General features: G+C 64.5%; 19 protein-coding genes and 1 pseudogene. 6 read left to right on the top strand and 14 right to left on the bottom strand.

Features of this window, described 5'->3' with window-relative positions:
• Position 1: 1 nt before the first annotated feature.
• Positions 2–2,074, bottom strand: coding sequence for a PrkA family serine protein kinase (locus AC6I65_RS09590; RefSeq protein ID WP_497901688.1), 2,073 nt, complete (start codon positions 2,072–2,074; stop codon positions 2–4).
• Positions 2,075–2,662: 588 nt separating this feature from the next.
• Between AC6I65_RS09590 and AC6I65_RS09585 the strand changes: the two genes are divergently transcribed.
• Positions 2,663–3,076, top strand: a complete 414-nt coding sequence (locus AC6I65_RS09585; protein ID WP_497901687.1) for a DUF5820 family protein — start codon at positions 2,663–2,665, stop codon at positions 3,074–3,076.
• A 54-nt stretch (positions 3,077–3,130) separates the two neighbouring features.
• Here the strand turns inward: AC6I65_RS09585 and AC6I65_RS09580 are convergent, their stop codons facing one another.
• The gene (locus AC6I65_RS09580; protein WP_497901686.1) at positions 3,131–4,639 is read right to left on the bottom strand and encodes a DUF790 family protein; all 1,509 of its coding nucleotides are present in this window, start codon (positions 4,637–4,639) and stop codon (positions 3,131–3,133) included.
• A 350-nt stretch (positions 4,640–4,989) separates the two neighbouring features.
• On the opposite strand from AC6I65_RS09580, the gene AC6I65_RS09575 reads away from it, so the two are divergent.
• Positions 4,990–5,535 carry a hypothetical protein gene (locus tag AC6I65_RS09575; RefSeq protein WP_497901685.1) on the top strand — a complete coding sequence of 182 codons (546 nt, stop codon included), beginning with the start codon at positions 4,990–4,992 and terminating at the stop codon, positions 5,533–5,535.
• A 33-nt stretch (positions 5,536–5,568) separates the two neighbouring features.
• Here AC6I65_RS09575 and AC6I65_RS09570 read toward each other — a convergent pair whose 3' ends face one another.
• The 4 genes and pseudogenes from AC6I65_RS09570 to AC6I65_RS09555 all read right to left on the bottom strand — a co-directional run bounded on the left by AC6I65_RS09570 (position 5,569) and on the right by AC6I65_RS09555 (position 9,629).
• Positions 5,569–6,885: a TIGR00341 family protein gene (locus AC6I65_RS09570; RefSeq protein ID WP_497901684.1), complete on the bottom strand. Its 1,317-nt coding sequence runs from the start codon at positions 6,883–6,885 to the stop codon at positions 5,569–5,571.
• A gap of 150 nt (positions 6,886–7,035) precedes the next feature.
• Positions 7,036–7,460 (bottom strand): annotated as a pseudogene (locus AC6I65_RS09565) (universal stress protein).
• Positions 7,461–7,560: 100 nt separating this feature from the next.
• Positions 7,561–8,727 carry an inorganic phosphate transporter gene (locus tag AC6I65_RS09560; protein ID WP_497901683.1) on the bottom strand — a complete coding sequence of 389 codons (1,167 nt, stop codon included), beginning with the start codon at positions 8,725–8,727 and terminating at the stop codon, positions 7,561–7,563.
• A gap of 149 nt (positions 8,728–8,876) precedes the next feature.
• Entirely contained in the window at positions 8,877–9,629 is a 753-nt protein-coding gene (locus AC6I65_RS09555) for a helix-turn-helix domain-containing protein (RefSeq protein ID WP_497901682.1), read from the bottom strand.
• Between the two features lie 121 nt (positions 9,630–9,750).
• Between AC6I65_RS09555 and AC6I65_RS09550 the strand changes: the two genes are divergently transcribed.
• Positions 9,751–10,554: a class I SAM-dependent methyltransferase gene (locus AC6I65_RS09550; RefSeq protein ID WP_497901681.1), complete on the top strand. Its 804-nt coding sequence runs from the start codon at positions 9,751–9,753 to the stop codon at positions 10,552–10,554.
• Positions 10,555–10,650: 96 nt separating this feature from the next.
• Here the strand turns inward: AC6I65_RS09550 and AC6I65_RS09545 are convergent, their stop codons facing one another.
• The 3 genes from AC6I65_RS09545 to AC6I65_RS09535 form a co-directional block, all read right to left on the bottom strand.
• Entirely contained in the window at positions 10,651–11,736 is a 1,086-nt protein-coding gene (locus tag AC6I65_RS09545) for a glutamate--cysteine ligase (RefSeq protein ID WP_497901680.1), read from the bottom strand.
• Between the two features lie 97 nt (positions 11,737–11,833).
• Positions 11,834–12,484, bottom strand: a complete 651-nt coding sequence (locus AC6I65_RS09540) for a fibrillarin-like rRNA/tRNA 2'-O-methyltransferase (protein WP_497901679.1) — start codon at positions 12,482–12,484, stop codon at positions 11,834–11,836.
• Positions 12,477–13,355: an NOP5/NOP56 family protein gene (locus AC6I65_RS09535; RefSeq protein ID WP_497901678.1), complete on the bottom strand. Its 879-nt coding sequence runs from the start codon at positions 13,353–13,355 to the stop codon at positions 12,477–12,479. Before AC6I65_RS09535 ends, AC6I65_RS09540 begins: the two co-directional genes overlap by 8 nt.
• 291 nt (positions 13,356–13,646) lie before the next feature.
• Between AC6I65_RS09535 and AC6I65_RS09530 the strand changes: the two genes are divergently transcribed.
• A complete protein-coding gene (locus AC6I65_RS09530) occupies positions 13,647–14,432 on the top strand; it encodes a TrmB family transcriptional regulator (RefSeq protein ID WP_497901677.1) in 786 nt (261 codons plus the stop codon).
• 33 nt (positions 14,433–14,465) lie between these two features.
• Here the strand turns inward: AC6I65_RS09530 and AC6I65_RS09525 are convergent, their stop codons facing one another.
• Both AC6I65_RS09525 and AC6I65_RS09520 read right to left on the bottom strand, forming a co-directional pair.
• Positions 14,466–15,581, bottom strand: coding sequence for a DUF63 family protein (locus AC6I65_RS09525; protein WP_497901676.1), 1,116 nt, complete (start codon positions 15,579–15,581; stop codon positions 14,466–14,468).
• 75 nt (positions 15,582–15,656) lie between these two features.
• The gene (locus AC6I65_RS09520) at positions 15,657–16,121 is read right to left on the bottom strand and encodes an Lrp/AsnC family transcriptional regulator (protein WP_497901675.1); all 465 of its coding nucleotides are present in this window, start codon (positions 16,119–16,121) and stop codon (positions 15,657–15,659) included.
• Positions 16,122–16,215: 94 nt separating this feature from the next.
• Between AC6I65_RS09520 and AC6I65_RS09515 the strand changes: the two genes are divergently transcribed.
• The gene (locus tag AC6I65_RS09515) at positions 16,216–16,899 is read left to right on the top strand and encodes a helix-turn-helix domain-containing protein (RefSeq protein ID WP_497901674.1); all 684 of its coding nucleotides are present in this window, start codon (positions 16,216–16,218) and stop codon (positions 16,897–16,899) included.
• Between the two features lie 32 nt (positions 16,900–16,931).
• Here the strand turns inward: AC6I65_RS09515 and AC6I65_RS09510 are convergent, their stop codons facing one another.
• A complete protein-coding gene (locus AC6I65_RS09510) occupies positions 16,932–17,759 on the bottom strand; it encodes an inositol monophosphatase family protein (RefSeq protein ID WP_497901673.1) in 828 nt (275 codons plus the stop codon).
• A gap of 194 nt (positions 17,760–17,953) precedes the next feature.
• On the opposite strand from AC6I65_RS09510, the gene AC6I65_RS09505 reads away from it, so the two are divergent.
• Positions 17,954–18,496, top strand: a complete 543-nt coding sequence (locus AC6I65_RS09505; RefSeq protein WP_497901672.1) for a hypothetical protein — start codon at positions 17,954–17,956, stop codon at positions 18,494–18,496.
• Between the two features lie 20 nt (positions 18,497–18,516).
• Here the strand turns inward: AC6I65_RS09505 and AC6I65_RS09500 are convergent, their stop codons facing one another.
• Together AC6I65_RS09500 and AC6I65_RS09495 are read right to left on the bottom strand one after the other, a co-directional pair.
• Positions 18,517–20,355 (bottom strand): ATP-dependent DNA ligase, encoded by a 1,839-nt coding sequence (locus tag AC6I65_RS09500; protein WP_497901671.1) that lies wholly within the window; start codon positions 20,353–20,355, stop codon positions 18,517–18,519.
• Between the two features lie 94 nt (positions 20,356–20,449).
• Positions 20,450–20,677 (bottom strand): DUF7385 family protein, encoded by a 228-nt coding sequence (locus AC6I65_RS09495; protein WP_253435531.1) that lies wholly within the window; start codon positions 20,675–20,677, stop codon positions 20,450–20,452.
• Between the last annotated feature and the right edge of the window lie 58 nt (positions 20,678–20,735).

Genomic DNA, 20,735 nt, shown 5'->3' with positions numbered 1-20,735 from the left:
GTTAGTCCTCAATTTCGGCCTTGGCGACCTCCGCGCCAGCGAACTCGAGCACCTCCTTCGCGCCGGCTTCGGAGTAGCCCTGTTCCATCAGGGCGTCGATCCAGGCGCTGCGCTCGTCGTCGTCGAACTCGTTGGCGCTCACCAGCGCGGAGAAGTTGATGTTGTGCTTCTTGTCCTCCCAGAGCTTGCGCTCGAGGGCGCGGCGCAGACGCTCGTTGTCCTGCGGGTTGAACGTGTCGCCCTCGCGGGCGCGCCGGGAGACCCAGTTCGACACTTCCTGGCGGAAGTCGTTCTTGCGGTCCTCGGGCACGTTGAGTTTCTCCTCCACCGAGCGCAGGAACGTCTCGTCGGGCTCTTGCTCGCGGCCCGTCAGGGAGTCCTCGATGGTGTCGTCGTCGATGTAGGCCATGACGTGGTCCATGTACTTCTCGCCTTGGCGCTGAATCTCGTCGACGTCGTAGGCCAGCGCGTGGCGGACGTCCTCGATGGCGCGCTCCCTGTACTCCTCGCGAACCATCTCGAGGTAGCGGTAGTAGCGCTCGAAGTTCTCCTCCGGAATCGAGCCGTGGTGCTCGAGGTTTTCCTCGAAGAAGTTGAACACCGTCAGCGGCGAGAGGAATCCCCGCGAACGGTGCTTGGAGTCCATGATCGCCTCGGCAATCTCGTCGCCGATGAACCGCGGGGAGACGCCGACCATTCCCTCGCCGATTTCGGCTTTGCGGGCGGCTTCCTCGCGGAGCTTTTTGATGTCCAGGTCGTCACCTTCGTCGATCTCGCCGTTGTAGGCCTTCGCCTTCGAGAGTAGATCGACCGTTTCGGTGTCGGGTTCCTCGATCCGTGTCAAGACGCCGAACAGGCCCGCCATCTCGAGGGTGTGGGGCTCGACGTTGATGTCGGGCACGTCGGCGTTAGCGAGCATCTTGTCGTAGATCTGGGACTCCTGTTCGTAGGAGAGGACGTACGGGAAGTCGATGCGCTTGGTCCGGTCGTTGAACGCCTCCATCTTCTCGTCGCCCTTCTTGTCCTTGTACTCGGGCATGTTCGTCCGGCCGACGATCACCTGGTCGATGTCGATCCGGGGGTTGTTCTTCGGCTTGATCGTCATCTCCTGGGTGGCGTGCAGGAAGTCGTAGAGGAACTCCCGCTGGAGCTTCAGGAGCTCTTCACCGGAGAAGATGCCGCGGTTCGCGTTACAGAACGCTCCAGAGTAGTCGAACGCGCGCGGATCGGACTCCCCGTAGATGGCGATCTTCGAGTAGTTGACGTCGCCGGTCAACTCGGTCTCGTCCTGGTTCTTCTTGTCCTTGGGTTCGAACGTCTCGAGACACTGGCGCTTGTTCTCGTCGGCGACGAGGCGAACGATGTCGACGTGATTCGCGAGCACCTGCTGGAGGTCGTCGTCGTAGTGAGCGAGCAACTTGTCCATGTAGAACTCGCTCTCGGGATCGAGGCTCTGCTCGTTGCGGATCGTGTACGGCGCGTCGAGTCGCTCGTTCAGGTCGTCGATCACCGTCTGGCGCTGCTCGAGTGGCAGGAGGACGAGCGGGTCCTGGTTCATCGGCGAACGGACCGTGTCGTCGGTCGGGTCCTGGTCGCGGATCACGTCGCCGAGGTTGGTCCAGCGGAAGGTGTACATGCGACCCTCTTCGCGGAGCGTGTAGTCCTCGAAGTACTTGCGCACCTGTTTGTCGAAGTGCGATTTCCCGGAGCCAACCGGGCCGAGCAGGAGTTTGATCCGTCGTTCCGGACCCAGACGCCGGGCGCCGGATTTGACCTTGTTGACGAACTCGTGGATCGACTGGTGGATCACGGTCCCGTAGAACGTGTTCTCGCCGTCACCGAGGGGATCCTCGCTCGCGAGGAGGTACTCGACGACGCCTTCGGTCTCGTCGTAGGACGTGCCGTAGAAGTCGAACATGTCCGCGACGCGCTGGTGGGCGTTTCGCGTAATCTTCGGGTCTTCGTAGCACGCCTCAAGGTACCAGTCGAAGGATTGCGTCTCCCGAAGGTCTTCGGGCACGGATGCTTTGTAATCGCTGCTCAGCGTCTCGAGGGTTTCGATGTCACTAGTCATGGATTGTGTTGGGCTGGGAACCACGGGCGGGTCCGTCTGCACCGATTCGGTTCACGTTTCGATCGGTCCGACTGGGCGACCGAAACCGGCGGTCGGCACTCGGGTTCGGACTCGGTCGTCGGTCGTCTCCCGGGCGACGACAGCGCTTCGATCCGTCGAGACTCGCCGCTCTCGGTACCGGTCGGATGGGCGAAGTCGCGCGGGCGGCGTTCGCAGGGATTGTCATGTGTGAACCTTCACCACTCCGTCGACGCGGCGACTCGTTCATCGCCTGTGTCGACAGTGCACCGTGTGAAGTGAATCGATCCGTCGGTCGGATATCGATAGTGTTTAATGAGTGTGTATTCGAGACACTTAAGCATAGCCCCAAAAGATATTTACCAGGACCTTTTTCCGGCAATTCTATTCACGAACGATTGTATGTTGACACGGAACATGATCGAATAGTGCCGAGCCGTATATAAGTAAAGAGGCGCCAGTGAGCCAATTTTGCTCGCGCGCACGCTCTGACATCGCGCTCTCGAGTCCGCGTTCAAGCACCGGTCGGTGTCAGTACCGCTTTAGGGCTCGTGTGCGTACACCGAGACAATGAGCGACTTCGCGGACCTCCCCGAGGGCTGGGTCGTCTGGAGCGACCAGGACGACGGTCGAGTCGTCCTCGCCTATCGGCCCGACGTGTTCGACGCTGACGAGTATCCGGCGGCGTGTCTCCCGACGCTGTATCTCACTCACGGTAAACGGTCGCGCCGTCCGGGTGTCAATCCGGGCGACCGGTCCGCCGAACGCGACTGGCACGTCACCCTCTACCTCGAGCCAGAGGTCCACCTCCGGGAGACGAACAGATACCCGACGAGGGAAGAGGCCGTCGACTGCACGCTCGACCTCGCCGAGCGCTTTGCTGTGGGCGAGATCGACTTCCGCGAACTGTATCAGGTGCCTCGCGAGCGGTATCTCGATGCGCTCGAGGAGTTGACCGGCGACGGTGACGGCGACGACGACTGATCAGCCTGACAGCGCAACCCGTGTGAGTCGCGTCACTTACTCCGACTCAACACGCTACTCGCTTCGGCGCAATACCCCACCGCCCAGCCCTTCCCACTCGACTCGATACCCCAGCCGCGAGAGGGCGGCGCTCGTCTCCGCGAGTCCGACCCCCTCGAGGACCGTCTCCGCCTCGGCCAGCGAGAGCCCGGCCTCAAGGTCCTCCCGCAGCTCAGTGAGCACGCCGGGACGAACGAGCGACCGCCCGACGCGCTCGTGGTCGGGAAACGCCACCGCCTTGAGGGCGTCCTCCCCGACGCCGTGGCGGGCGGCGAGGTCGGCCAGCGAGATCACGTCCTCGTCCGGGACCAGTTCGTCCGGGAGGCTCGCCGCGCTCGCCGCGACCAGATCCGTCTCGTACTCGCGGAGCACGTCGGCGACGTCCTTCAGGCGAACCGTTCCGCGAAACGGAATCGCCCGGTGGTCTCTCGCCTCGATGGCCTCGCCGGCACCGAGTGACTCGTCGACGGCCACGATCATGTCGACGTCCTCGAGGCCCTCGAGCTGGCCGAGTTTCTTCTCGACGTACTCGGGCGTCCAGAAGCCCATGATCTCGAAGTAGAGCCGAAAGTCGTCGTGGCGGTAGTCGAACGCGAAGTCCGGGATCATCGCCCGCGTCCCCGTCGAGAGCGGTTCGGGCTCGCGGACGAGATCCCACTCGAGGTCCAGGTTCGTGAACCGGGCGGCGAAGTCGACCTCGACGCCGCTGTCGAAGGACACCTCGGCGACCGGGTCGGCGTCGGGCACCCGAACTGGATCGGCGTCCGACAGCGTGAGCATCCGCTCGGTTCCCCGGTCGTTGATCGTCGCCTCGAGCGACCACGCCTCGGCTTTCGCAACGGTACGCAGGAGGCGCGCGAATCGGGTCCCGTAGCGTCTGGTGGCTCGAAAGAGTGCGGTGGGCCCGGTGACGACGACGATCCGGTTTCCAGTATCGGGGACCTCGATCTCGTACATCAGGCGAAGCCGCTTGACCGCCGAGATCAGCGCCTTCGGATCGGACGACCGAACGTTGACCTCGGTCGCGTCGAACAACGCCGTCTGGGCCAGCGAGAGGTTGTACTGGGCGAGGAGACCGTCCGGATCCCACGGGACGTCCAGGTCGGCGAGCACCTGGCGCTCCTCGAGGTCGGAGAACAGACCCGCCTCGAGGTCGTCCGCCGACACGTCGCGACTTTCCGCGGCGCCCACGAGGGCCATCGCCCGCTCGTCTTCGGTGACGACGCCGACGGCTTCGGCCGCCTCGAACACCGCCGGGCGAAGCCGTTCGGGATCGAAGGGCGCCTCCGTCTCGAAGGTCGCCTCCCGCTCGCACAGGGCAGCGAATCCCCGAACGAGTTTGAAGTCGGGTGCGTCGGCCTCGAGACCGGCCAGCGCGTCCTCGAGCGTTCCCCGCTGCTCCCCGACGTGACCCTGGAACGTCCCGATGACGCGGGCGGCCAGCGGACGGTGTTCCCGGTCGGCGAACTGGAGGTGGTAGCCGCCGCCGGCCCGAGAGACGCGGAGCAGTTCCTTGCGCAGCATTCACTCGAGGTGGGCGGGCAGGGGGCAAAAATCGTCCGCTCGCACGACGCCACGGAGGCGGTGAACGACAGATTGGGGTGATTCGACTCGCCTTAATACTATAAAATCTATACTAATAATTCGATGCCCGTGCCTCGCCTGCCGCTTTCGACCGACGTCGACCGCTCCAACGACCTGCTCCCGACGGATACCCAAAACGTTTCCTCCGTTCGTGACGTTCGTCTCGAGCACATGAATCGCCGTGTTCGTCGCCGCGCTCCGCAGCGCGGACTCGCCGGGCGAGTCGCCTCGCGTCCGATTACCCCCATCGCATCGACGACCAATGCTCGAGTTGAGGAGGGTCGGTGACGATGCGACCGACGCAAATCGACGCCGCGGTGGACATCGCCTACGGCGTGTTGATCTTCCTGGCGATCGCCCTCATCGCGATGCTCGAGAACTCGCGAATTGGGATCGCGTTCGGGATCGGGGTCTTCGTGGCCTACGTCATCCACGTCGTCTGGAAGATGGCCCGGTTCGACCCCGAGTGGATGACCCAGGTTGTCGAGGAGACGGTCGAACAGACGGTTGGCGAGACAGTAGAGGAGACAGTCGGTCAGCAAGTCGGCCAACAAGTCGAAGCGTCGCTCGAGGAGACCGTCGAGAAAACGGTCACTCCGCAGGTCGAACGGACAGTCGAGCAGACAGTCGAGGCGCAGGTCGGCCAGCAGGTCGAAAAGAGCGTCGGGGCGGCCGTCGAGGAATCCGTCGGCAAGCAGGTGAGCGAGGTACAGGCCCAGGTCGAGTCGGTCGAAGAGCGCGTCGACCGGCGACCGCGCGAGGACCAGGTCGAGGAACTGATCGAGGAGTCGGTCGACAAGGCGAACGACGACCGGACGAACGATGAGGACGCGTAGGCGCCTCGAGTTCGCAGAACGAGTGCGTTGGGTCTACCCCTCCTCCCTGTAATATACCACCACTTCGGTACGTTGGGACTCGACGAGCGACCCCGTCGGAAGGCGTATCGCTGATTCGGTGTGGATACTCTCTCGAGATTCCAGTGCTTCGGCGACCTGTGGCGGGTCGGTGCCGACCGGGTAGCCGACCATGACGACGACGCGTTCCGGCTGACGGGGTGGGACCGGATCGGTGTATTCGACCGTCACGTCGATGAGCGTGAGGTCGGCATATTCGGGCGAATCGAGCACGGCGGCCACGTCGTTGGTGACGTCCTCTTCGTACATCCCGGTTCGGTAGGTATCATAGGTTACCCCGCCGAGAATCACCGAAAGCACGACGATCGTGACGGCGAGCACGACGGCGCGTTTTTTGGTGGTAACGCGCGCTTCGTCCTGCTGAAACCAGTTCTCCGGCCGATAGCCCTTGTACCAGAGAACAGCGAGACTTGTGATATTGATCACCAGAATGTTGACCAGAACGAGGACGCCTGCGGCAAGTGCGACGTTCGGAAGGCCCCATGCGATACCGATGCCGACGACACCCAGTGGCGGAACGAGAGCCGCTGCGATCATGACGCCGACGAGGGCGGCGGACGTGCCTGCAGTGAGCGTCCATGCTCCCGCTACCCCGGCGCCGGCCGCGATGACGAGTGAGAGTATATCGGGGCTTAGCCGCCCCTGGATCTCCGAAATTTCGAAGATTTCGATCATCGGTGAGACGAGTCCGGTCGTCCGGGCGACGAACGCGAAGACGGCGGCCGTGACGACGCCGATGCCAAGCCCGATCGCCTGGAGCTTGATCCCGCGACGAAACAGCGCGCGATCGTTGATGACCGTGCCGACGCTCGCACCGAGGGCCGGTCCGATCAACGGCGCAATCACCATCGACCCGACGACGACCGCCGGTGAATCGAGTAACAGGCCGGCGGTCGCGACGACCACACTCATAACCGTCATAACGAGATACGTGCTAAACCGGGGAGTGAGGTCCTTCGCCTGAGCCTGGAGCTCCTCACGGGAGATGCGCGCGGTGTTCTGCGCGTACCGCTCTTCGAGCTCGTCGTACTTCTCTGAGACGACGGTTTCTGCCTCGAGGATCACCGTGTACGACTCCTCGTCGATCCCTACGTCTCGAAGTTCATCGAGGACAGATTCGACTGCGGGAGCCGGCAACGGGAACGTGATGACGACCGAGGGCTCATCACGACTCCCTTCCTCAACGAGGGTGAATGCGATATCTTCGTCTTTGAGCGTCTCCTCGACGGCTTCACGCTTTTGCTTCGGGATCAAAAGCTCCACGAGTCGCATGCTGTCACGACCACAATGTCATGGATAAACGTTCGTCCTGACTTTAAGCCGTGTCCGCGGAACGGTTCTGGAGTGACTGGGCCCTGCTCACCCACGTCCCGGTTGAATCACTCCTCTATTGGCCGTCTCTCGAGCCTCGAACTCACCGAGTCACCGGACGACCGTCACGGGAACCGGCGACCGCCGGAACACCGTCTCGGCGACGTTCCCGACGATGACTCGATCCACGAGCGACCCGCCGTGGCTCCCGAGCACGACGACGTCGTAGTCTTCGGCCTGGTTCACGATCGCCCGCGCGGGATGGCCGAGTTGCACCGTCGTCGTAATCTCTCGACCGTGGTCGGCCGCGACGGCCGTCGCGCGCTCGAGTACCGGTTCCGCACACGCCTCGGCGGCCGCCTCGAGGTCGTCAGCCAGCGCGAGTCCGGCCGCTTCCCCCCCCCCAACATCGGCGACGGCTCGCCGACGACGTGCAGCACCGTTACCTCGGCGTCGGGGTACACCTCGAGGGCGTGCTCGAGGGCGTGTTCGGCCATCTCTGAGTCGTCGAACGGGACGAGAATGCGCGAAATCATGCCCGATCCTACGGTGGGAATCCGGATAAAAGGCGCCCGAGTCGGGCGATCAAATACATTGACATTGTTCCGTCGACACGTTCAGGGGGAGCCAACGCTATCAGGTGCTAATCGGAACCAGGACGAAGAACAGATAGGAGAGAATCGTCGCGAGCGACGGGCCGATGATCCACATCGAGACGTACTTCATGATCGCTCGGGGGTTGAACAGATCGCCCGCGTTCAGTACCTCTGGGGGCTCTCGCTCGCCAATTTTCGTCACCGGCGTCTCCGGTTCCGCGGTCAACGCACCCATCTCGATTTCGACATCGGTGTCTCCGCGAATAACGTCTCGAGCGGCGATTGGACGCGTCGCTCGCCCCCAGCCGAGGCCGACGATGGTCATCACCGACCCCATGACGAGACTGATCGGGATGCCCATGTACGACAGCGTCGTCGTAATCGTCGAGGCCGTGATCATGACGATCAGGGCCGCCAGCAGCGGGATGTCGCTGAGTTCGCTCCCCACTGACTCCATCGTCCGTCTGGCGATCGTGAAGCCGCCGATCCCAATCGCGATCGTGGCGATGATGATCGCGGTGTCGTCCGGAAGAGCGTTGCTACTGACGAGCGGGGCGACGGCGTTCGGGACATTGCTGGCACCGGCGCTGAACGCCATGTAACAGCCCACGACGAAGACGACGACCGTCCCGGCCAGTTCCTGCCGAGTCGTGTTCGGTCCGAGGGCGGGCTTGGGGAACGAGCCGCTCCGGTCCAGGGCGAGCAACGGCCCCGGCGTCTTTCGAATTGCGTACCGCCGATTGAGTTCCGGGTAGACGTAGCGGCCGAGCACTGCCCCGACCCAGAGGCCGACGACTGGGGTGACGATCCACCAGGTCACGATCTCGCCGATCGTCGCGAAATTGAGCGTGTCCGTCGCCAATCCGAGGCCGGCGATGGCCCCGACGGTGGTCATCGACGTGGGGACGGGCACGCCGAAGACGTTCGCCACGAGGATGCCGAAGCCGATGAAGAAGAGCACGGCGACGCCGGCCTCGAGGCTGATCTCGGTCGTGATGATTCCTTCGCTGAGGGTGTCCATCACGTTTCGGCCGACTGTCGTCCCGCCCAGAAAGACGAAGAACGTCATCAGTGCCGCGGCGGTCGTTTTCTTGAGCAGTCCAGCACCGACGGCGGGCCCCCAGGCGATCCCCGTCGACGACCCGCCGATGTTGAACCCGACGAACAACGAGGCGACGACGCCGACGACTAACACGGCAGAGAGCATCACGGGGCTGTACCGGGATCAGACAGAAATAGATTGTGAGACGGGAATTCGAGAGCGGGGACTCGAGGCCGTGAGATCTGGGCTATCGCACGAGGAGAACGATACGCGAGGTGGACAGTGAACCGCGGAAGGAACGGTATCGCGACTCGTCACTCCCCCTCGTCGGTCCGTTCTCGACCGTTCCCCGGATTCGCACCGCTCGAGTCCCCGTCGCGGTCCTCGATATCGTCGCCGTCCTGGGCGCGTTCGTCGTCGAGACTCGAGTACTGCTTCTCGCGTCCCGTTTTGCCTTCGAAGTCGCTCGAGTCGGCCAATTCGTCCGAGTTATTCGAGTTGTTCGAGTGGCTCGAGTCGTCGACGACGATCGTAACGGGGTCAGTCACCGCCTCGTCGTTCGCCCCCTCGCGGTCGAGGAGACGGTCGAGGGTGAATATCGTGTTGAGTTCGCGCTGGACCTGATCGAGGACGCCGCCGACGAGTTCGCTCGGCTGAATCGCCGTGTACTCGTAGGGGTTGTTGCCGGCGCCGCCACTCGCCCGTTTCTGCCGGCTGACGCGGTCTTCGTCGTGCAGCTCCGCCAGCGCTTCGCGAACCGTACTCGGGTACAGTCCCGTCCCTCGAGACACTTCCTCCGACGTGCTCCCGGGGTTGGCCAGCAGGTGAATGTAAATCTTCGCTCGTGTCTCGGTATCGAGAATCCACGAGAGGAGGTCGACGATTCGCTGGTCGACTTCGTCGGCGGTCTTCGTTCGATCCGTGACGTCCGCTTCGCTCCGGGGGGTGTCGCCAGGTGGCGCCGTCGAGTCCCGTGGCGACGCGTCGGTCGCCTCGCCCTCGCCCGCCTCGAGATGGGCGTCGGATTCGTCGGGTACCCGACGCTCATCGGTATTGTCGGAAGTCATGTGTCCTCTCGGCTAGGACAACGGTCACGGCGCTGTTAAACGTTTGCGGGGTATTGACACCGCTTCGGGACTCCGTCTACTCGAGGCACAGCTCTATGCTACCAAAGCACATACGTCGAGTATGACTACAGAACCACTACCCTCAGAGGAGCGAGCGAAGCGCGTGTGGTCGCTGGGCTCCTATCCCGACATCGCGCCACACTTCCTGTCGATGGCGGCTCACCTCGTCGACTCCACTGCCGTCACCGAGGGCGATACCATCCTCGACGTCGCGTGTGGAACGGGGAACGTCGCCCTCACCGCCGCCAGACGCGGGGCGACCGTGACCGGTCTCGATCTCGTTCCAACGATGCTCGAGGTGGCTCGAGAGAACGCGACGATCGCTGACGTCGACGTCGAGTGGCACGAGGGATCCGCAACGGATCTGCCGTTCGAAGACGGTGCGTTCGATGTGACGCTCTCCTGTGTCGGCCACGTATTTGCAGACCCGCCCGACGCTGCCGCACGCGAACTGCTTCGCGTCACGCGTTCGGGTGGGACCGTCGGGTTCACCTCGTGGACGCCCTCGAGTGTCGTCCCCGCGATGGGTGCCGTGATTCGCGAGTACCTCCCCCCGAATCCAAACGCCCCGGACTCACCGTCACTGTGGGGCGATCCCACCGTCGTTCGCGACCGAATTGGCAGCGGAGTCGACGAGACTACGTTCGAAACCGCCTCGGTGGTGATCCCCGCTCTCTCACCGCCGCACTACTGGGAGCGCGCGACGACCGAGTCCGGACTGTTCATCGTCGCACTCGAGGACGTCGACCAGGCGGACCGTCCTGTGCTTCGCGACGAAACCGTCGAGACGATCGAGCACTACTTCGATGAGCACCGAAACTGCGTCTCGATGGAGTACTTGCTCACGAAGGCGACCGTGGCGTAACCACTCAGAACGAACGGTCTCGAATCGTTCCCGTCTCGAGGTCGAGAGTAGCTGAATGGCGTCCAGATCGGAGCAGGCGCGAGGCGGTGTGACGGCTCAAGCTTCGATCAATAACGACTCACAGAGCGCGTCGGCACCCTCCTCCTCGCGAATCCGCCGCTGTCGCTCGGCGCCGCTCTCGCGGTCGTACACTCGCTGGATGCCGTCGATCCCGAGTCGCTCACACTCCCGGTCGACCAGTTCGCCCAGCGAGACGGTTCCCTCGAGGTTACGGTCGATGAACGCGGCGTCGTGACCGTGGCGAATCGCTCGCCACTTGTTCTCGTCGAGTAGTTCGCGCCGGTGACGGCGGGCCGTGCCAGGGTCGCCGTCCTCGTAGGCCTCGGCGAGACTCGTCACGAGCGCGTGGGTGTACTCGACGAACGCCATTACCACGTCGGGGTCAGCCTGGCCGTCCGGCGTGCGAATTTCGACCGTCCCGTGGCCCGTGTGGGGGCGCACGTCGAACCAGAGTTCGCCGCGGTCCCCGATCGAATCGGTCTCGAGCATCCGCCGTTCGTAGGCGTCGAAGGCTTCGAAGTCCTCGAAGTACGTCGGCATGCCGGTGTTCGGCAATCCTTCGAAGATCTTGGCTCGAGCGGAGTGCAAGCCGGTGTCGAACCCGTCCCAGAACGGCGAGTTCGCCGACAGTGCGAGCATGATCGGGACGTACCAGCGCAGTTCGTTGGCGATCCACACCGCCTTGTCCGCGTCGTCGACGCCGACGTGAACGTGGACGCCAGCGGTCGTGTTCCGGTGTTGCGTGTACTGGATGCGATCCAGTTGCGATCGGTAGCGCGACTTCTCCGCGTGCTCGAGTTCGCGCCAGCGCGCAAGTGGATGGAGGCCGGCGGCGGCGATCTGAAAGCCGTGATCGTGAGCGTGCTCGAGGAGCGCCCGACGCACCTCGAGCAGGGCGTCTTCAGCCTGTGCGGGGTGCTCGATCAGCGGCGTCTGGGTCTCGATGACGAACTTGAAGAGTTCGTGGTCGAGGCGGTCCTCGAGTATGTCCGGAGGATCGTGTTCGTATACCAGTTCGTCGCTGCCGCTCGTCGGGCGCCCGCGATCGTCGACGACGAAGTACTCCTCTTCGATCCCCAGCGTCCCCATTCGCGTGAACGATTCCGGCGACCCGCGTTCCATTGCCCCACTGTTATCCATCCGGGAGTAAATACCGTTTGGAGTCGGCACGCTGGGGCGGTTTCGGTTTCGAGCCCGCTAAAGGGCCGAATCCTGGCCCTCACTCCAATCGTGGTCGGGCGACGACCCCAAGATGATCGACGTGGTACGCATCCAGGCGTCGCACCTCGAGCACCTCGTAGGACTCCTCGAGTTCCTCGCGAACCCGGTCGAACACTGCGTCGGGATCCGCGGTCACGTCCTCGCTCCGGGCTTTCACCGCGAGGAGGAGTCGTCCGTCCTCGGCCAAAAATCGGCGATTCCGCGTGGCGACGTCGGCCTGTCCGCGGGTGGCGACGTCCTGGACGACGACGTCGACGTCCGATTCAACGACGTGGGCGTAGGTCGCCGGTTTGCGGGCGTCCTTCAACAGTGGAAAGAGCCGCGGACGGGACGCGGCGGCCTCGAGCAGATCCCGCGTCGGGCGCGGGGCGAACTCCACGGCGTAGGTTGGCCCCGAAAAGTCGGCGACGTGGCTCACCGTCGTGCCGCTGGCCGCCCCCAGGTAGAGGACGGTCTCACCACCCTCGAGGCCCGTGTCCATGCCCAGCTCGAGCATCGCGCCGAGTTTCGACCGGGACGGGTCCCAGGCCCGCCACGGGCCGTCGGTCGGCTCGCCATAGACGGGTTCGCCGCGCGTCGCGAGCCGTTCTTGGCCGCCGATCTCGCGGCGTTCGACGCCATCGGGGAGTGGTGGCGACGCGTCACTCATCGTCCTCACCTCTACCTCTATCTCCATCTCCACCACCACCCCCGTCGCCCTCCGCTCGAGCCCGAATCGTCTCGAGCCGCTCGGCGAGTTCGGCCTCGAGTTCCGGGCGATAGTCCCCGGAGTAGTGGTCGATCCGGGCCGCGATGGTGAGTTTGCCGGCGAGGGCGCGAGCGGCCGAGCCGCGGTCCTCGAGGCGGGTCCCGCGGACGGCTTCGTGGGTGAAGATGATCCCGTGTTTGGGCGATGTGGCGTGGCCCCGAAGGTGGGCGAACAGGGCCTCTTCGGCGCCGAGCACCTGCACCGTCCCGGAAGGTTTCTTCGCCAGCGTCTCGAGGCCGCCGGCCAGCGAGAGCAGCCGGGCGGCGAGCAGGGGCCCGGCGAGCGCTGAGAGGTTGGGGGCGACTGTCGGTGCCCGGCGCTCGACGTACGCCTCGAGGGAGTCGGCTTCGTCGGCCAAGTCGGTGACGCGGGCGGCCAGTGACTGGATTGGATCGCTCACGTCGTCCCCGGAACGCTCATCTCCGGCCAGCGACCGCGCGTACTCGACGCCCGACCCGGCGTCGGGGTCGACCGTCCCGGCCCACTCGGCGAGCCGTTCGGCGAGTTCGTTCGCCGTCCGCCGACAGTCGTCGAGCGCCCTGATCGCGTGGACTAGTTGCTGGTCGTCTGCTCGTTCGCGTTCCCTGACGGCCGCCGTCGTCGCCTCGACGGTCGCCTCGTGGAGCGCGTCGTAGTACGCCGACCGGTCGGCGGCGAATCCTGACGCCACCGCCTCGGTCGGCCAGTCCGCCGGTTCGGCGGCCGTTCCGGTCCGAATCCGCGCTCGAGACGCCTCGAAATCGCCGTCGACGAACCACCCATCGCCACTCATGGGTTCCTCTTTCGGCCGGTTCCGATTAACTCTTTCAACTCGTGGGCGCGGTCGTCGTTCGTGGAGCGTTTAGTTCGTGCTCACTCGTGGAGCGTCCCGTTCGTGCTCATTCCGTCGACGTTCGTTCGTGCCCCACTTCGCCGAGTAATTCGTCCCACGCACCTGACGGCGATCGACCGAAAACCCGGCCCTCTTTCCAACCGACCTAAACCGCACTGAACGCATTTTTCGATGAGATACTGGCGAACGCAACCCCTAAGTCACCCGAGGCAGAACGTCACGAATGTTCACATGGACGAGTACGTCGACGAGTTGACGACACTGGGACTCTCGAGTTACGAGGCTCGAGTCTACGTCGCTCTCGTAGAAAACGGCGTGATGACGGTCGACGACGTGGCGACCGAGGCGGACGTCCCGATCGGGCGGATCTACGACGTGCTCAACTCCCTCGCAGATCGATCACTCGTCAGAGCGGACGACGGCCGCCCGCGGACGTACGCCCACGTCGAGCCGTCGATGGCGATCGACCGCGTCCTCGGGCGCCGTCGAAACGAACTCGAGACGAAACGCGGCGAGTACGAACGGACGGCCTCGAGCGCCCGCCGGAACCTGACGGCGCTCGTCGAGGAGGTACAGACCGAACAGTTCGCGACCAGCGCGTTTCACGACGTCGCCGCCCGCGATCTCCTCGTCGAGCGCTTCGGATCGGCGGCCATCGAAATCCGTATCTACGTCGACTCGGTCGCGTTCCGGTCGGAGATCTGCGACGCCTTCGTCACACAGCTCGAGGCCTGTCTCGACGACGGGATCGACGTCCGACTCCTCGCGACCGAGTTCGATCCGGCCTCACCACCGTTCACGCGGTTGCTCGATTCCGGGGTACGCATTCGTCGAACGGAGACTGTTCCTCACCAGCGGTTCGTCGTCATCGACGACCGGGAGGTCTGCGTCGAGATCCTCGATCCGGTTCACGCCGACGACCTCCTCGCCGTCGTCAACTTCCGGGACGACGGAATTGCCGCCGACCTCGCCTCGAGTTTCGACGAGTGTTGGCGACGGACGGGACCGGGATACTGACCCGATCACCCGTCAACGAACTACCCGCAGGGCTTAGATCCCGAACGTCGCTCGAAGCATGTCTCGCGTTCCCGGCCCGAGACCGACGGCGACCACCGTGATCAACAGCAAGATGGCGTACCGGGGACTCTCCTCGAAGATCGACTCGTCGAATACCCAGATGATGAACACAGCAGCGATGACTTTGACGATGAGGAACGGCCACGCCGCGCCGATCACGTCGACGATCGACGCCGGGAGCACCGCTTCGGTCGTGGCAACGATCCAGGCGTTGACCGGGTGTTTCGGATCGTACCCAAGGCCGAACGCGCTGGCCCAGTCGAGGCCGATGACGTTGGCGATGCCGTCGACGCTGTGCGCCCAGATGACGACCGCTCCCATGAATCCGGTGCCCCGGTTGAGATCTGGTGCGAACCGCGTGATCGCCCCGTAGGTGACGGCGGTGACGACGGTCGCCCCGACGAGCGTGATGAGCGGGATGAGCGGGTGGAAACTCGCCAGTTCGTAGGTCGCTGCGAAGTAGCCGAGGTAGGCCACCGTCACCGTCAGCGCGGCCGTCCCGATTCCGGCGAGGGGGTACTCGTAGCCCGAGACGTACCCGTTTCGGTCGAGCCAGACCGAGACGACGACGGCGAGCACCGCGACGAAGAAGACGGTCCCGTAGATGAAGGGACTGATGAGTGCCGCTACCCACGGCAATTCCATCTGCATCTCACCGGTCTCGACGAGCGCGCGGACGTTGGCATCCTCGACGACGCGCAGCGCCCCGCCGAACAGCATGAATGGGAACAGGCCGTAGAAGCCCGCGCGGTAGCGATCGATCTCGAGGTGCTTGATCAGGAGGATGATCCCGACGAGCATGAGCACGAGGGTCGGAATGTACCCCGCGTAGGACTGCCAGGTGTAGCCCGGGCTGGCCTCCGGTCCAGTCGTGTTCGGCCCGCACTCGGTCGGTGACCCACCGTTCCAGGCGATACAGCCGTAGTTCTGGGCGTCGGCGGCGACTGGACCCCAGTAGTAGTGCCAGAGGATCTCGGCGGCGACTCGATCCGGGAATACCACCGCCGCTAGCGTGATCAACGCGACAAGCGACCCCACGACCGCTAGCCAGATTCGTCCTGCGCCGTAGCGGTCGACGTACGCTTCCATACCACCACACCGGAGTGGTCGTCGCTTACCGTTTGCGGTTTTTCGCTGCGCGAGCAAACGTCGGCCGAGACGGCGTCAGTTCCCGTCCGGCGCGATCGGCAGTTCCTGGCTGTCGTAGGTCGTCCCGAGAATAACCATGGTTTGCGAACGCGAAAAGCCGTCCATCTGTGCGATCTGGTTGAACATCAACTCGCGCAGGGCATCCGCGTCGGCGGCGTAGACGCGCATCATGACGTCCCACTCACCGGTCGTGAGGTGGACCTCCTGGACTCCCTCGATGTCGGTCAGTCGCTCGAGGGTGTCCTGTTCGCGCCCCTGTTCGACTCGCAGACCGACGAGCGCGGAGATGCCGAGCCCGATCGATTTCGGCTCGACCTGCGCGTGGTAGCCCTCGATGACGCCCGCTTCCTCTAAGCGATTGACCCGGTCGTGGACGGTCGCGCTCGACATGTCGATCTGGCGGGCGATTTCGCTGAACGGCGTACGGGCGTTTTCCTGTAGAATCCGGAGGATCGCCCGATCAGTGTCGTCGAGGTCCATACTATCGATGGACGTCAGGTCGACAAAATTCTTTGTACATCCGCAACTCGACCAATGTCGGCCTGTTTATGGGTGTTCACTCGAGATTCGTCGTATGAGCGTTATCACCGAGTTTACCGTTCCTGCGAACGCGTTCGCGCTCGAGCACACGCTCGAGACCCTCACGGACGCGACCGTGGAGGTCGAACGCCTCGCGACCCACAGCAGGGAGTGGGTGATGCCATTTCTGTGGGTGGCCACTGACGAAGACGACCTCGAGACCCTGGAGACGACGCTTCGAAACGATCCTTCCGTCGATGAACTCACCCTGCTCGATTCGGACTCGAACGTCCACTACTTCAACGTCGACTGGGCCGAACCCGTCCAACACCTGGTCGACCAGATCGTCGACCGCCACGGCGTCATGCAGGAGGCGGAAGCCGCGAACGGCACCTGGTACCTCAAACTTCAGTTCGTCGACCGGGAGGCGCTCGAGGAGTTCCAGATGTTCTTTCACGAGCAAGGCTACGCGTTCGAACTCCAGCGGATGTATCCCGGTTCCGCGCCGAAAGAACGCGAGTACGACCTCACGCCTGAACAGCGAGAAGTGCTCGTGACCGCGCTTCGGATGGGATACTTCGAGGTTCCTCGTGATGCTCAGATCGAGGACCTGTCGGCGGCCCTCGACATCTCAACGAACGCCGTCTCCGAGCGGTTGCGCCGCGCGACGGGGAGCCTGACCAGGAACGCGCTCGCCGTCTCACTCCCCACTTCTGCGGACGTGGCGGTCGAACGGTAGCGAGTCTGCCCCTCGAGGCCGATTGCAAGTCGCTACGTCTCGATGGCTCGAGTCGCCGCGAGTACCTCGTCGTGGACTTCGTCTTCTCCGTTGGAGGCGACCAGCCCTCGAGAATCGTAGCGCCAGGGTTTGCCGTCGATGTCGGTGACCGTTCCGCCGGCCGTTCTGATCAGGTGGACACCGGCGACGGAATCCCAGGGGTTCGCCCTGAGGTTCGTGATGACGCCGTCGAGTGCACCCGCAGCGACCATCGAGAGGGCCGCTTGCGCGCAGCCGTACCGGCGCATGTCGCCGAAGCGCTGGACGATCTCCCTGGTCGCGGCAGCGTACTGGTCGCGCTCGCCGAAGTCCCACCAGATGGTCGGACAGACCGCGCAGGTCTCGGGGTCGTCGCGGTCGCTGACCGAGATGGGCTCGCCGTTGCGGGTGACGCCGTCCGGCCCTGCCCAGTACGTATCGCCCAGCGCGGGCATGACGACCGCCGACCCGACCGGTTCGCCGTCCACAACGGCGGCGACAGCCGTCCCGAAGATTCGGATCCCGCGGACGTAGTTGTTCGTCCCGTCGATGGGATCGATGATCCAGGCGGGTCCCTCCGGCGGGACCGTCTTTCGCTCGTCGTCCTCCTCGCCGACGATCGGATCGTCGGGGTAGGTCTCCCGGATCACCTCGATGACCGTCCGCTGGGCGTCCCGGTCCGCCTGCGTGACGACGTCAGTCTTCCCGCCCTTCAACTCGACCGGAATGTCCTTCCGGAACGAGTCGTGGGCGACCTTGGACCCGGCCTCGGCCGCTCGAGCGGCGACCGCGGCACGATCCGCTGGCGACCCTACTTCGAGGCCCTCCTCTCGTTCGCTCATACCTCGTCTTCGGTGGACGAACGGTCAAATGGATGCCGGTTCGGGGTCACTCGAGACATCAGACCACGGAAACGCAGAAACTGGGTACTCGTACGCTGACCACACTGTCGAAACAAACCCAGTTCGGCCGAGCGTCTACCTCGGGAGTAGACGTCACCAGGAAAACATATGTGCGGCCGACGAGAGTGGGAGATATGAACCGCCGCCGATTCCTCACCGGGGTCGCGATGGGGTCGGTAAGCGTCGCGGGGTGTCTGGGGGCGGGAGAGAGCCCTGCCCTCCCTGACGGGATGACGGTCGAGACGCACCATCGCGTCGGCAGTCACCTGGTTGACGACGGTCTCGACCCGTCCGGAGAGCGACCCCACTCGTATCAGACGATTATCACGGACCGACCGACGGCTCGAGAGCGGATGCGAGACGGTGACGGAAACGAGAACGAGGACGAGGACGAGATTACGGAATTCGTCGCGGAGACCGAGTTCGACCGATCGTATCTCATCATCGTGGTGGCACGATCCTGGTCGAGCCAGCACTGGCTCGAGGTCCAGGAAATCGAACGAACCGAAGACGGTATTCACGTCTTTATCGCCTCCGATTCGGACGAGCCGACCGTCGACGATGCCGCAGTCCATTCGATTGCGATCCAAATTACCGACGAGGAGAGCGAGGAACCTGACGCCGTCGCCGTATCAATCGACGGCGAGTCGATGGGGACCGCCGAAAACACTTCGTGACCGGCCACAGACGCCTTCGGTCACGGCGACCGGAGCCGTTCGACGCGCTCGAGTGAATCCGCCTCGGACGGCGTCTTGTCCTCCCTGATCCCGAGAAACCGTGGGAACCGGAGCGCATAGCCCGAACTGTACGTCGGCGAGGTCTGGATTTCCTCGTAGCCCACCTCGAACACGACCGCTGGCTCGAGGTCGACGTCCTTGCCGTCCTCGGCACGAATGTACGGCTCGAGGCGCTCGGTCAGGTCCGCGAGGGTCTCGTCGGTGATTCCCGTGGCGACCTTGCCGATGGTCTCGAACACGCCATCTCCGGAGGCGTCCGTCGCCCGCACGGACAGCAGGAACGTGCCGAGGAAGGTTCCCCGTCGACCCTCGCCCCACTCCGCGCCGGTGACGACGCAGTCGAGCGTCTCGACGTCGGGTTTCCGCTTCAGCCAGTGCTTACCGCGCCGGCCCGGCGAGTACGTCGAGTCGGGGTCCTTGAGCATGATCCCCTCGTGTCCGGCCTCGAGCGCGTCGGCGTCGATCGATTCGATCTCGTCGGGGTCGTCGGTGAGCCAGAGGAGTGAGAGGCCCTCGGGCGTCTCGTCCCCTGTCGTCTCGGTCGCTCCCGTTTCGGCGGCGTCCTCGGGCGCTTCGGACGCGCCCGTCTTCGTTTTGGGGTCGACCCCGGGGGCGAGCACCGCCTCGAGTCGCCCGTGGCGCGCCGTGAGCGGGACGTCGAGCAGGTCCTCGCCGTCGGCGTGGAGACAGTCGAAGAAGACCGGCCGGACGGCCACATCCTCGCGCGCTTTCGCCACGTCGTGTTTTCGACGGAACCGCCGGAGCACCTCCTGGAACGGGAGCGGGTTTCCGTCGTCGTCGACGGCGACCACCTCGCCGTCCAGGATCGTCGGCACCTCGAGGGTCGCCTCGGCGAACTCGACGACCTCCGGGAGCGCGTCGGTCACGTCCTCCATGTTCCTCGAGAAGACGCGCGTCGTCGAGCGTTCGTCTCCCGATATCCTGTTGGAGGCACCCGTCGTCTCGACGCCGTCCGGCGCGTAGTGTAACTGGACGCGCGCCCCGTCGTACTTCCACTCGACAGCCGCCTCGTCCCAGGCCTCGAGCGCGTCGGTCACGCTCCCCGCTTGGGCGAGCATCGCCTGCACCGGGCGCCCGACCTCGAGGGTGAGCGCGTCCAGTCCCTCGAGCCCTTCGTCTCGCGCGACGAGGGCGACGAGGCCGTAGTCGTTCGACACCTGTAACGCGCGTTCGACGCGGTCGGCGGGGACGTCGAACGCCTCCGCGACGGCGTCGCGGACGGTCCCCTCGCCGACGCCGATGCGCATCTCCGAGAGGACGAGGCGAGCGAGGTAGCGGGCCTCGTCGGCCTCACACCGGTTGAACAGCGAGAACAGGAGGTCGACTTTCGTGTCGTGACTGCCCGAGCCGTCTGTTTCGGCCAGATTTGTGAGCGTGTCGGACACCGTCGCGACGGTGAGTTCGTCCTGGCCGCCGCCACTGCCGCTATTGTCACCCCCACCACCACCGGCGAACGCCCCCAGCCCCCGCTGGCCGCCGAACTCGTAACTCGCGGCGACGGCGCCGATTTCGCCGATCTCGGCGACGGCGTCCTCCACGTCGTCCGGGCCGACGTTCGTCCCGGCCGCGCGAGCGATCGCCTCGTAGCACGTCCGCGGGCCGATATCGAGCTTTCGGGCGTCCCAGGCGGGGAAGACCCGCCCCTGGACGAAGCGGGCGACGACCTCGAGGTCCGGGCTGGCCGCCTCGAGGAGCGACCGGACATGCGCGACGGTCTCGAGATCAGAAGGCTCGGCCTCGATGGTGGCGGCGTGGTCGGCGAACGTGGCGAAGTCCATGTCGTGGGTGTAGGCGACGGCGATCGCTTAAGGGGTTCGAGAGGCGTCGGCCGACGGTGTGATCGGCCAGTCCCCTTCCAGGCGTCGACTGGTACTAGGGCTTGTGGGTAAACAACACCGGCTTCCCGTCCTCGACGCCCGTACAGATGTCGAGCGGGATGGTCTGGTTCAGGCTCGTGTGTTCGTCCTTGCAGACGACCATGTCGTCGAACGGCTGGTCGCAGGCCGGACACGCCAGACCGACCGTGTTCTGGTACTGCTTGATCGACTCGTTTTCCTCGCGAAGCGTCGCCGAGGAGACGTACTTCTCGAACTGCTCCATGGGCTACGTGGGAAAGAACAGAGGTAAAGTGTTTCCCTGGTGGGTCTCGGGAATCAGA

Source organism: Natronosalvus sp. KLKA75 (assembly GCF_059736265.1).
The sequence above is the reverse complement of the archived record's forward strand: the minus strand, read 5'-3'. Positions and strand labels throughout refer to the sequence as shown.